We start from the raw sequence: 12,069 nt of genomic DNA on the forward strand, positions 1-12,069 counted from the left end.
TTAATTAATAGTCTTTGACTGCAATACTGGGCGATATGATCCGGAAGCGCCGATAGCGGCGCCCGCTTGGCTTCTTCCCGTACTCGCGCTCCCACGTCGAAGTGTCAATCCGCACATCCGTCATGTTCGCTGATCGCCTCAAAGATTACAACCTTGCCCTAGCGACCGTGCTTCAGAGCGTCAATTCCTTCGAGCTGGTCGGGGTTGGGCTCGTCCTTGATGTTCCAACGGATATCGCAAGCCGCCGAATCTTCTCCAATCGAACAAGCGCCTCTTGGAGTAACGAGGCTCGGAATTTGCAAGTCGTCGGCGCGGGGTGGCGCTGCTCAGCCGTCCTTCGGAAATCCCTCCGTTCAATGCAGAAACACCATAGCGGCGGCACGCCTGACAGCTCTTTATTTCCGTCAGCTACAAATTCTTGTAGTTGACCCGCGCGGTGTCCTCCGGGCTGAATCGCGATCAACCCCACAGGAGAGCAAAGCTATGTCTCCACTAGAAGCAATCACCCGTTGGCTGGACTCACAAGATTTGGGCATGCAACTTGAGATCGCCGGTTTCGCGACATTCTTGGTTTTCGGGGATGATGACACTTTCACGCTCGGCGACTCGGAGCAGCTCGAGTCTCTTTACCGATGGTTGAACGAGCCAAGCTTGGCATCGGGCATCGCCGCCGAACGTGCCCTGACCTTTCGAGTGTACTTCGCTTCCTTGGCCGAGGATAGATCGACGGGCGCCGGATGGAAGCGAACCGAAGTGTTGGTGCGGAGAATTCTGAAAGACGCTACGCGAGACGGGAGGTTTGCCGCTGCCCGCAAGGCGCAAAGGATGCTTGAGCTCTTGCCCGCCCGAAAAGAGAGCTGGAATCAGGTCGTGAGATCCTGGAATGAATTGGCCGCGACGTATCTAACACACGAGGCTCTCAGTAGTTGGAGCGCCGCCGAGAAGCTCCGAGGCCTGAGGGCGATTTCAAGCACCAGCGTTCCTGTTGCTGGGCTTGGGTCGCCTCATCGAGGCGCTGCTTAATTCTGGTAAAGCCGCAATTCCCCTGTGCTGCGGGGCGAGCGTCTGCATGCACCTGTCGGATCCATGGCGGCCACGCTAGCCGCTTAAAAGCATGACAGCGCATTGAAACTGACCGTCAGGGCCACCGGAGGATATCTCCACCCGACCGGCGGCCCACTTGCGATGCTGTAGCACAAGAGCCGAAACCGGCATCTCAATGGCAGGCACGGCTTCGCGCTTTTCTTCGAACATATGCCAATGCCAGCGGGCCTAACACATCGAGATGAACGAAAGTCTCCGGATAGGCTATATCGTTTCGGTAGCTTCATTGCTCGAGAGCCGCTCAGGCCGATGTTCAGGGCCGTAAAAGGTGGTACGTCCGCCTGCCTTCGGCGCAGACGTGGCTGCTGCTCGACATGATGTCGCGGCGGCGTCAGTGCCGCTGCGAACGAAAACCGACAAATATCGGACAAAATCCGCAATTGGTGACGAAAAGTCCGGATTGGCTATATAATATGAGATCGTTGGATGGGGGAGCCCGATGTCGATCTATAACCCTTTGAGAGACAAGCTGGTCGCAAACAGCTCTGCCTCGCTCAAGATGACCTTTGCCGACATCGAGATGCTTATCGGTCGCTCCCTCCCGAAATCAGCGTATGAATATGATGCGTGGTGGGCCAACGAAGACCCCGTCAAAACAAATCACAGTCACAGCCTTGCGTGGACAGTTCCGGGGTATCAAGCCGAACCAAATCGATTGCAGCGGACAGTAACATTTCGGCGCAGGGGGTAGCATTTTCCGCAAAAGCGAATGCCTTGAACCTGGTTCGCTAATTCGACAATCGAGGATGCGTCGTGAATGAAAACGATCACGCGACACGACTAAGCCCGTATCGACAAGACATGATATTTCTTATCGCAGTAGCCTCTCCCTCCGTTGGCAGCAAGCAAGGGGCGGCCGGGCGCCGATACGCGTGCCGAGCTCGATCTTGGCGTCCCTCATCTCCGCCAGCAGAGCCACGGGATCGAGCGTGCGATAGCTCTCGAAGGCGCCGTTCGTTTGACGCCTTTGCTCAGCTTCGGATGCGCGAGAGCGCACTCAGGGATCATCGCCGCTTCGAGTTTGGGACGGAGCGGATCGGCGACCTTGCCGAACTGCGCCGTTGCAGCTTCTGCATCGAACTCGGTGACGATGAAGGCGAAGACGACACGGCGCCCGGTCTTCCAGCAACCGGCTCACGTGGCTGTTGGAGATGGGTGCCGTAGTCGGCCGCTCCGAGCGCAGTCGTTCAATACCGAACTCGGCTGGGAGTTCTGTGAGAGCTCCTGGAATAGCCAGTTCTCGGGATGTCGCTCGGCCTGTTTCGCGGCTCAAATTTCATGTATCGAAGAGGGTACTGGCCGTGATCGAGAAGGCCAGCCGCAGCAAGAAATTCTGGACTCTTAACTAGATGCGGCGCCGAGCCTTATCGCCGGCCCCTACACACGCCTCCGTCTTACTGCGGATGCATCGTCCGCCCGGAACGAAATGGATTGAATGCGGCTCGTCCGTCGAAGCTTCGCCGTAAGCGGGAACACTTGCATCCAATGGCCGACGAACGGTCGATACGGGCGGAACGAGGACACGCGGAGCAGCTGCAATCAGGAAACTGACTCGCTGTCGATGCGCTGACTCTTGTCATGCTGATGTGCTCGAAGCCGCGCAGGACGGGTAACCGCGATTAGACATTTTCGGGTCAAGCCACTTAATCAACAGTCGGCGGACAGCATCCGCGACCGACCCGACATGCACTTTGCCCATCGACCGGCCGCTCAGGCGGCGCTTGCGACCCCGTCAACTACCAACCCTTGCAGTTGATGGAGGTGGCGGAAACGTGGCAATCGTCGTCAATATCCCGTCGGGGGCGTCGAATTCGAAACTGGGATTCAGAAGAATAAAAAATTGCTAGCGGGCACGGTAGCCCTCAACACGCTGGCTGCTCCTGCCTCTGCCGTTGATCCGGCCGCGCGGCCTTACTTCAAAGCGCCTCCGGCGGTCATTCCGATCTATGATTGGAGCGGCTTCTACGTCGGCAGTGCTGGGACGTGGTCAACGCCGGCGGCGTGGTCGTCGCTCCGCCCGTTGGCATGGGGCGCCATCATGCGACGGGAGGCACGGTGGGCGGTCACATCGGCTACCGCTGGCAAATAGCGAACTCGGTGTTCGGTCTGGAGACGCAGGGCAATTGGGCCGATTTCAAGGGCTCCAACGCGAACCTTGCTTTCGCAGGCGTCCGGGATGACTCCACGCTTGATGCATTCGGCCTGTTCACGGGCCAAGTCGGCTATGCTTGGAATAACGTGCTGCTCTATGTAAGAGGTGGGGCTGCAGTCGTCCGTGACAAATACCGGGTCTCCGATTTTGCGACCGGGCTCACTATCGACAACGGCAGCGAAACTCGTTGGGGCGGCACGGTAGGGGCGGGCCTTGAATTTGGCTTTGCTCCGAACTGGTCCATCGGCGTTGAATACGACCACCTGTTCATGGGTCGTCGGGATGTGGATTTCTTTTTTTCACCCGGACTCGTGGGTGTTCCGGTGGGCACTTTTGCAGGGACTGCCCGTATCGGTCAGGACGTCGATATCGGCTTGGTCCGTGTGAACTACCGGTGGGGTGGCGTGATCGCCACGACCTATTGATCGATCTTCGCCAAAATGGCGCGGGTTCGCACCAATATCCTGAGCCGCATCGCGGCATAGAAACCTTGGCAACAGGGACTCGCATCAATAGCGCTATCGGCTTCTTGTCGGTACATCGGCTCGAGCTGGTTAGGCGTGGTTCAAAGGAATCTGGCTGATCTGGTTATGACGCAGCGCCACGGCGAGATCGCGGCGAACTCAAGCGTGCTGCCGTGGTCGAACGCCAGCCGCTTAGTGGCTGGCTGCGCCGATTTCCCGGCCCCGTGCCTCCACCTGCATCACCGTCGGCTTTCCGGCCGTCGGAGAATGATGAGGCAAAAATAGTTTTGTCGACCGTCGTAGTTAACCCGGCCCTCGCTTAGGGAGACACAGGTCATCGATTACAATCGTTCCGGTCGGCCGCAGCACGCTCATCGCACAGGCAGCGCACTGAAATGCGAGCCGAGGTGCGAGCCGGGCGCACCTTCGTGCTACGACTTGGTCGACCAGGTCGAGGCCGCACTGGCCACCTCGGACGAAAGGCCGACGAGCGGTCGAAGCGGCGCTCGTGCGAGGGTGGGACATAACGTCGACGACGTGATGGCTTGCGTCATCGTCGCTGCCGATCTCTGCGCCCGATCAGCCTGCCGAACCCCCGCTGGCGCGGATCAATTGGGAGCGCCTCGGAGAGCGGATGCAAAATCTCGAGAGGTGGATCGGCAGCGCTGAAGCGGAACTCTTGTGTTAGGACAGAAACGCGGCTGTCATCCGAGCCGCATTGCCAGCGTCTGCTCGTAGTAGATCACCTCCGCGAAGCCACGGCCGAGGAAGACCGCCAGTGGGTCGGCGACGAAATCAAACGCGAAGGGGGATGAAGAACAAATCGGTTTGCCTGATCCGACCGGGCTGCAATGAAGATGACCCCCTTTGACAGGGTTGCCCCTCTTTACAACTTCCGATTGCGTGATAGTAATCCCCTCTAGCCCTAAGAGGGGGGCGGCCGTGGCGATCATCGAGAACATTCGTCTGCTCAAGGGCGTAGCCGTGTTGCGCTGATTGACTTCATGAAGGTGGTTGACGAGACCCACCTCACCGACCTGCGGAAATACTGTAAACCCTAGCCGCCATCAGCAATGGAGCGCATGTACCGGCTTAACCCAACAAACCATCTGTGTGTCCGGCTTTGTCGCGCTGCAATCAAGACGCCACGATGAGGAGGTCCGGTTCTATGCCTTTGTCATGCTGGCGGGTGACGGCGACGACTATCGGCGCCTGCCGCTGTCAATGCCGCTAGCATGAATAAAATGGGCTAGATACGGCCGAAAGTCGCCCACACCCCGTCTTCGCCGTCCCAGCTGCCGCGGCTCGCCGCCTTGGAGTACTCCGTGGCGCGCTGCTCGAAGAAATTGGCGTGCTCGACGCCATTGAGAATCTCGACGAGCCACGGCAGCGGATGCGCCTTGAGCTGGGTGAACCCGCCCTCCTTCGCCTCGAAGAAGCCGAAGACCGGGGCAATCCGGAGTTGGGCCAGTCGCCAGTCGGCGACGTAGCGGACGTAGGCGTGGATATGCTCAGGCAGCATCCCCTCGATCTTGCCAAGGCCGAAGGCGAGCTCGACGAAGTTCTCCTCCAGCTTCACCATGGTCTTGGCTACGTCGACAATGTCGTCGCGGACGGGGCGCGTCACCGCGCCGGTTTCGCGGTGCCATTCGTGAAATAGCTTGATGATGCCCTCGCAGTGGAGACTCTCGTCGCGCACTGACCAGCTTACGATCTGTCCCATGCCGTTCATTTTGTTGTGGCGTGGGAAGTTGAGCAGCATGGCGAAGCTGGCGAACAAGGCCATGCCTTCGGTGAAGGCGCCGAACATCGCCAGGGTACGGGCGACATCCGCCACGCTGTCGACGCCGAACTCGTGCATGTAGTCCGCCTTGGCGCGCATCTGCGCATAGCCGCGGAATGCCTCGAACTCGGTCTTAGGCATACCGAGCGTCTTGAGTAGCAGGGCATAGGCGTCGATATGAACCGTCTCCATGTTAGTGAAAGCGGCCATCATCATCTGGACGGTGAGTGGCTGGAAGATCGGAATGTACCGCTTGAAATAGTTGTCGCCGACCTCGATGTCCGACTGAGTGAAGAAACGGAAGATCTGGGTGAGCAGCGCGCGCTCGCTGTCGGTGACGCGGCCCGAAGCCCAGTCGTTGAGGTCGGCGCCGAGCGGCACCTCCTCGCCCATCCAGTGGGTCTGCTGCTGGCGCTTCCAGAACTCGTAAGCCCAGGCATAGCGATCGACGTCGTAGCTGCCGGTCGAGTCAAGGAGGCCGACGCGTCCCTTGCCGATCAACGTGCGCGGATCGGCGCGCGATAGATCGATCACTGACATGCGAGGCACTCCTCATAGTCGGTGCGCTGCCGCGCCGGCTGCTGCGTCGGCGTTGCATCCCCGGCAATTTTGCCGGCGAACGCCGCGCGCGAGATCGACTTTGATCGACAGTAGTAGAGGCTCTTCACCCCACGCTTCCACGCCGTCCAGTGCAGCATGTGGAGGTCCCACTTATCGACGTCGGCCGGCAGATAGAGGTTGATCGACTGGCTCTGGCAAATCAACGCGGCGCGGTCGGCGGCAAGCTCGACGATCCAGCGCTGGTCGATCTCGAAGGCGGTGCGAAAGATCGCTTTCTCGTGCTCCGACAGGACGTCGAGATGGGCGACCGATCCGTCGTGCGCGATGATCGACTCCCAGGTCGCCGAGGTGTCGGCGCCTTTCGCGGCCAGCACCTTAGCGAGGTGCGGATTGCGCACCGAGATGGCGCCGGATAGCGTCTTGTGGGTGTAGATGTTGGCCGGGATCGGCTCAGTGCAGGCGCTGGTGCCCCCGCAGATGATGCTGATCGAGGCGGTCGGCGCGATTGCGATCTTGTGGCTGAAGCGCGCCATCACGCCGCGTTCCAGGGCATCCGGGCACGGGCCACGCTCGCGAGCGAGCGCCACGGATGCGGCGTCGGCTTCGCGACGGAGTTTTCGGAACATGTTCAGATTGAATGACTTGGCCAAGGTACCCTCCATTGGAATGCCCTTGGCCTGGAGAAACGAGTGGAAGCCCATGACGCCGAGGCCAACGGAGCGCTCGCGCAGGGCGGCGTAGCGGGCACGCTTCATTCCGTCCGGCGCCACCGTGATGAAGTGCGTGAGCACGTTGTCTAGGAAGCGCATGACGTCCTCTATGAAGCCGGGCTCCTCATTCCACTGGTCCCAGGTCTCGAGGTTGAGCGACGACAGGCAGCAAACCGCGGTGCGCTCCTCGCCGCGATGATCGATGCCGGTCGACAGGGTAATCTCGCTGCACAGGTTGGAGGTCGAGACCTCGAGGCCGAGCTCGCGCTGGTGCTTGGGGAGCGCACGGTTCACGGTGTCGATGAACAAGAGATAAGGCTCGCCGGTCTGCAGCCGGTTCTCAAGGATGCGTTGCCACAGCTGGCGGGCGTCGATCTCGCGGACGACCTCGTTAGTCTTCGGGCTGCGCAGAGCGAATGCGGTGCCGGCGCCCACGGCACACATGAACTCGTCGGTGACGTTGATGCCGTGATGTAGGTTGAGGCTCTTGCGGTTGAAGTCACCAGACGCCTTGCGGATCTCGAGGAACTCCTCGATCTCGGGATGGTGGATATCGAGATAGACCGCCGCCGAGCCGCGCCGCAACGAGCCCTGGCTGATCGCCAGCGTGAGGCCGTCCGTGACGTGGATGAACGGGATGATGCCCGAGGTGACGCCGCCCCTCGCCTTCTCGCCGATTGAGCGAACATTACCCCAGTAGGTGCCGATGCCGCCGCCATTGGAAGCAAGCCAGACGTTCTCGTTCCAGGTGCCGACGATGCCTTCGAGCGAGTCCGACACTGAGTTAAGGAAGCACGAGATCGGAAGGCCGCGCGTCGTGCCGCCGTTGGAGAGCACCGGTGTGGCCGGCATGAACCACAGCCGAGACATCGCATCATATAGACGTTGGGCATGCGCAACATTGTCCGCGAAGGCGCAAGACACTCGGGCGAACATGTCCTGGAGGCCTTCGCCGGCGAGCAGATAGCGGTCGGTCAGCGTCAGCCTACCAAACGAGGTCAGCAGGTCGTCGCGCGACCGATCGAGCGAAAGGTCAGACGGAGTTGGCGATCGCGCGGGGGGCCTCGGCAGGGGAGCCGGCAATGCTGGGGGCTGCACAAGACACAGTTCAGGTGTGGTAGGCTTTGCCTGCGCTGAGGGCTGCCGCACACTCGGCAGCTCAATGAGATGACCATACTGATCGAAATCGTAAGACGCCGACATCGGCAACCCCGTGATATTTGGGGGCTGGGACCGTGCGGACGACTTGCGAGGGGACCGGGCAAATGTCCCCGGCTGCAAGCGACCCACCGGGCACCCCGCCCGAGGACATGGGTTCTGTCGCGGTAGGTTTCCTGGCTCGCGGGTCGCTGCGGCTGTCGGCCTTCCCAGCGCTGTCGCGCTAATGCCTCGGAATAGCCGCTGCCGACACAATGGGTTCCCCCCTAACACCGTGCCACCATATATGCGAATTTAAAACCACTACGACACCACATATAGAAGCCTTTGCCCAGACTCGTCAAGACGGCACAGTCAAGTTAACCAGTTGGAGCAGCCCCGAGGTCGAGGTTCGAAATTCGCCGAGCGCCTGTCCTGAGAGCCTCACTCAAAAAACATAGATGTCTCAAGGCCTGGCCAATCGGCGAGTTAGGAGCCTCAGATGGGCGACGAGCGGCCAGGCGAGCTCGGTAGCGGCGGAACCTTCGAAGTCTTTGCAGAGATGCCCACATCTGCCGAGCCACGCAAAGGTGCGCTCGACGACCCAGCGCCTGCGATCGGCCAAGATGTGCTCAAACCTTTGGAAGTGGCGTCGCAAATTCTCCAACAGGGGAACAGCAACCCTGGACATCCTGAATGTTGGCATCGATCGGTTCGCGGTCCGCGAATTGAGTTGGGCCGGATCGGGTTTCGGTAGCCATACGCGTCTCGCCATTCATCGCTTTCTGTGGCCTTAGATCAAAAATTGTCTGGAGCCCGACCGCAAATCGATGCAGCCGCCCGTGGCAATATCCCAGCTTAGTGGATTTGACCCCGCCAGCTCTCACATCAGACGTGCCAACTTTGCCGAAGAGACGATTGGTATGCTTTTCGCAGGCCCGGCGTCCGCCTCACGTGCTCAGTTGTCTGGCCGCGAACATAAGCCGTCCTGACCGAACGCGGTCATGTCAGGTTATTGGCAATCAATCCTAACGGGATGAGGCGGAGCTATGCTTGAGTCTGGGTGACGAGCCGATCCGGCGGCGCGGCCTTGCTGGGTCGGAATGAAGCCGTTCGCAACATTGGCGTGAGCGGCGGCGAAGAACCGTGTTGTATCTCACCAACGACCTTGAAGCCGTGACGTTGGTAAAAGGGAATGTTTTCAGGGTTCGAACTTTCGAGGTAGGCAACAATGCCGTCCTCATCGCATCGTTGAAGGGCGTAGTTCATCAGCAACGTGCCAAGCCCTTTTCCGACCCAGTTCGGATCGACGGCAATGAGTGGCAGATACCAATGTGGCTCGTGGGGACGATGTTCGGCCATTCTCCGCCGCAAGTGTGCCATATCCTCGGTAATCTCCGGGCGCAGGGATAGCGCCATGATTGCATCCAATGCCTCCTCATCTTGCTGCACGTTGGGAGGCAGCCACAGGGCCGCGCCACGAATCTCTCCCGCGACGTAGGCTGTGCCATGTGCAAATGCTCGGCCCCCACAGGCGTCAATGAACTGAGGCATGCTTCTAAGGTATTGCCTTGGGTCAGGCCAGCTCCAACGCATCAACGGATCCGCGGCAAAGCCGAGCACAATTGTCCAGACAGTGCTTGCACGAATGTTTGCGTTCGCAGATCTGATATCTGATTCTTCTGTCATGAAGTCGTTTCGGGGCTCTGTTTTGGCATTGGCCTTCCAAGGAGGAGCATGGCATCGACACATCTGACGGTGAGCGGAATGGATGCACCGACGGGGACTCGCCGGGTGCATTTGGTTTCCCTTCCGAGATCTCCGCCTGTCTCAGACGGCTGACTTTGACGGCCACTTCGGACGAAGGCTCCTTGGTAGGCAATGCTTGGATCTACATATTCCTGGCGGGCTTCTGCGCTTCCACGCCCTATCTGGAACCCGCCCCGCCCTTCCCAAGGAAGCTCCGACGTTCTCAAGGTCGACACGGTTCGGCAGCCTGCAACCGTCCGCGAAGGGAATGACATGAGGACGCCTTTGATATTGCAAGTGCGAAGAAGTCAGGGCATGGCGAACATCGGGCGATGGCTGCCTGAACCGGGCTCCGGCACGAGCAAACAGCCAGCCAAGTGTCGCGCGTCGAGGTCCAGACTAGGCAAGGAATCATCACCTCGTCTCGTATTGAGCGGTTCTCGTAAGTTTCTTGGTCAAAACACATGCTAAGTGCGAAACCTCCATTGCCAACGTCGTGTCCGCGGTCACCGGCAGAGAGAGCTTTCGTCTGCGAGACTCATATGCGTAGTACAGCGGCTTTCCAATTATCGCATGTTGTCCGCGCTCCTTGATGTTCTTGTCTCGGCGCATCATCGCCGCGATTCGCGATTGTCGGATCAAGGCAACGGGACTGGATACCACGACGCTGCCGCCGTCGACCTACTGAACAACGCAACTTGGGATCGCGCGAGAGCTTTCGTGCATTGATTGATCGTCAGGCGTGTCGATCGCTCGCACAACGGCGTTAGCTCTATCGAGCGAAAACGTTGCTGTCGTGCCCTCGTCGTACTTGACGCCCAGGTCAGTTGTATCCGCCGCGATCCTTGCCATAGTGGGAAAGACAGCAGGCTGACGTAGTTGCGTGAGTAACTCTCGTAAAAGAGGTTTTTGGCCACAAGCGTTGATGGCTTCGTAGGACTTGTTCCAACTCACTCCCTGATCGGAACGGTTTGGAAGATTTCTTGGCGCTGGTATGCTTGCCACACCAGGTCCGAGATCCACGTGGTGAGTCATGTTGTTTCGTTCTGTCTTGGAAAACTGTAGTCGTCGGGGCAGCATATCAGAAGGCAATGTAGCGAAGACCTCCCCAGAATAGGTAGGGATCTATCCGCCCTTGATGCTGAGTTGGCCCGGGTTCAACCTTGAGCATAGTCTGTCGAACGCCATCCGGAACTGCCCCTTTTCGTCATGAAGAACTGCCCCCACCATCGGACGTTTGATGGTCGCTTCCGCCGGTGACGGGACGGAGGGAGGCGGAGCCGACCGGACGGCCGTCACCGGCGGTCGGCGGTTTGATGAAGCCACTCTTGGCGCGGAGTCGGTAGCTGTCGCCGCGGATCGTCAGCACGTGGCGGTGGTGCAGGAGCCGGTCGAGGATCGCGGCAAGAAGACGCGCCTCCAGTAGACGATCCACCGGAAGCGGCGGATCTGCTTTGAGGCCGTCGTCTACGTTCGCCAGTCGACGGCAGACCAGGTCATCAACAACCGCGAGAGCGAGCGCCGCTAGTACGGCTTGGCCGACCTTGCCCGGCAGCTGGGCTGGAGCGAGGTGGCCGCAATCGACGACGAACTCGGTCGCTCTGGTGGCGGCACCGCGCGTCCCGGTTTCGAGAAGCTGCTCGCCGCCATTTGCGAAGGGCAAGTTGGCGCTGTGGTCTCGAGTGAGGCCTCTCGGCTGGCGCGCAACGGCAGGATTGGCATACGCTCCTGGAGTTCTACGGGCTCGTTGGAACACTGATCGTCGATGAGGATGGCGTCGACGATCCTCGCCATCCCAACGATCGCCTTCTGCTGGCATGAAAGGCACGATGAGCGAGATGGAGCTGTCTATCGTTCGGCAACGCTCGCTTGAAGCCTTGGAGCAGAAGGCACGCAGGGGTGAGCTCTTCCTCAACGTCGCCATCGGCTATCTCAAGGTCTCCAACGATCGGATCGACAAGGACCCTGATCGGCGCATTCAGGAGGCGCTCGCACTCGTGTTCACCAAGTTTGCCGAGATGCAGACACCGCGCCAGGTCCACCTCTGCTTACGGCAGGAGCGAATCACTTTGCCCGGGGGGCGGCCATGGCCCCGAGGGCCGCCACGTCGAATGGAAGTTACCAGTGTACAATACGATCTACCACATCCTGACCAATCCCGCCTATGCTGGCGCCTATGTCTTCGGGCGCTCGGGCAGTCGGGTGACGATCGAGGCCGGCCGCAAGAGGATCGTGCGGGGCTTCCGGCGCGAGCGCAACGACTGGGAGGTTTTGATCAAGGACCACCATGAGGGCTACATTACGTGGGCGGAGTTCGAGAAGAATCAGGGCCTGATCACCGACAACGCCAACGGAAAACGCTTCATGAGTCGAGGCTCGGTTCGCAGCGGCGAAGGCCGGCTCGCGGGT

8 protein-coding genes, 2 pseudogenes and 1 riboswitch are annotated in these 12,069 nt (G+C 59.8%); of the genes and pseudogenes, 4 read left to right on the plus strand and 6 right to left on the minus strand.

The genetic code is table 11. The features are described from left to right. Nucleotides 1-1,543 precede the first annotated feature (1,543 nt). Together BJ6T_RS45075 and BJ6T_RS00025 are read left to right on the plus strand one after the other, a co-directional pair. Complete coding sequence (locus BJ6T_RS45075) at nucleotides 1,544-1,795, plus strand: DUF7662 domain-containing protein (protein ID WP_014490241.1); 252 nt, start codon at nucleotides 1,544-1,546, stop codon at nucleotides 1,793-1,795. Between the two features lie 1,292 nt (nucleotides 1,796-3,087). Continuing rightward, a complete protein-coding gene (locus BJ6T_RS00025; RefSeq protein ID WP_011082835.1) occupies nucleotides 3,088-3,681 on the plus strand; it encodes an outer membrane protein in 594 nt (197 codons plus the stop codon). Nucleotides 3,682-4,424: 743 nt separating this feature from the next. On the opposite strand, the gene BJ6T_RS00030 is transcribed toward BJ6T_RS00025, so the two are convergent. From BJ6T_RS00030 to BJ6T_RS49525, 6 genes and pseudogenes are all read right to left on the minus strand, one after another. Next, entirely contained in the window at nucleotides 4,425-4,682 is a 258-nt protein-coding gene (locus tag BJ6T_RS00030) for a hypothetical protein (RefSeq protein ID WP_014490244.1), read from the minus strand. A 287-nt stretch (nucleotides 4,683-4,969) separates the two neighbouring features. Then, nucleotides 4,970-6,043, minus strand: a complete 1,074-nt coding sequence (locus BJ6T_RS00035) for a ribonucleotide-diphosphate reductase subunit beta (protein ID WP_014490245.1) — start codon at nucleotides 6,041-6,043, stop codon at nucleotides 4,970-4,972. Continuing rightward, entirely contained in the window at nucleotides 6,034-7,977 is a 1,944-nt protein-coding gene (locus tag BJ6T_RS00040; protein WP_014490246.1) for a ribonucleoside-diphosphate reductase subunit alpha, read from the minus strand. The genes BJ6T_RS00035 and BJ6T_RS00040 overlap by 10 nt, the downstream gene beginning before the upstream one ends. A 104-nt stretch (nucleotides 7,978-8,081) precedes the next feature. Beyond that, nucleotides 8,082-8,252, minus strand: a riboswitch (cobalamin riboswitch). 125 nt (nucleotides 8,253-8,377) lie between these two features. After that, nucleotides 8,378-8,524, minus strand: a pseudogene (locus BJ6T_RS45085) (transposase); the annotation flags it as partial. A gap of 434 nt (nucleotides 8,525-8,958) precedes the next feature. Then, nucleotides 8,959-9,600: a GNAT family N-acetyltransferase gene (locus BJ6T_RS00050; protein ID WP_043900134.1), complete on the minus strand. Its 642-nt coding sequence runs from the start codon at nucleotides 9,598-9,600 to the stop codon at nucleotides 8,959-8,961. A gap of 1,267 nt (nucleotides 9,601-10,867) precedes the next feature. Then, the gene (locus BJ6T_RS49525) at nucleotides 10,868-11,323 is read right to left on the minus strand and encodes an ATP-binding protein (protein ID WP_018647508.1); all 456 of its coding nucleotides are present in this window, start codon (nucleotides 11,321-11,323) and stop codon (nucleotides 10,868-10,870) included. Here BJ6T_RS49525 and BJ6T_RS48045 point away from each other — a divergent pair. Together BJ6T_RS48045 and BJ6T_RS48050 are read left to right on the plus strand one after the other, a co-directional pair. Continuing rightward, nucleotides 11,240-11,419, plus strand: coding sequence for a recombinase family protein (locus BJ6T_RS48045; RefSeq protein ID WP_277996271.1), 180 nt, complete (start codon nucleotides 11,240-11,242; stop codon nucleotides 11,417-11,419). The two genes, BJ6T_RS49525 and BJ6T_RS48045, sit on opposite strands and share 84 nt — an antisense overlap. A gap of 365 nt (nucleotides 11,420-11,784) precedes the next feature. Then, nucleotides 11,785-11,943, plus strand: a pseudogene (locus BJ6T_RS48050) (recombinase family protein); the annotation flags it as partial. Nucleotides 11,944-12,069 lie beyond the last annotated feature (126 nt).

It is taken from the genome of Bradyrhizobium japonicum USDA 6, assembly GCF_000284375.1.
In the GTDB taxonomy this organism is placed as follows: Bacteria; Pseudomonadota; Alphaproteobacteria; order Rhizobiales; family Xanthobacteraceae; genus Bradyrhizobium; species Bradyrhizobium japonicum.

Excerpts from the sequence above, each read along its gene's own strand:
- BJ6T_RS45075 (WP_014490241.1), top strand. The coding sequence starts at position 1,544 with ATGTCGATCTATAACCCTTTGAGAGACAAGCTGGTCGCAAACAGCTCT.
- BJ6T_RS00030 (WP_014490244.1), bottom strand. The coding sequence starts at position 4,682 with ATGTTCTCGATGATCGCCACGGCCGCCCCCCTCTTAGGGCTAGAGGGG.
- BJ6T_RS00035 (WP_014490245.1), bottom strand. The coding sequence starts at position 6,043 with ATGTCAGTGATCGATCTATCGCGCGCCGATCCGCGCACGTTGATCGGC.
- BJ6T_RS00040 (WP_014490246.1), bottom strand. The coding sequence starts at position 7,977 with ATGTCGGCGTCTTACGATTTCGATCAGTATGGTCATCTCATTGAGCTG.
- BJ6T_RS00050 (WP_043900134.1), bottom strand. The coding sequence starts at position 9,600 with ATGACAGAAGAATCAGATATCAGATCTGCGAACGCAAACATTCGTGCA.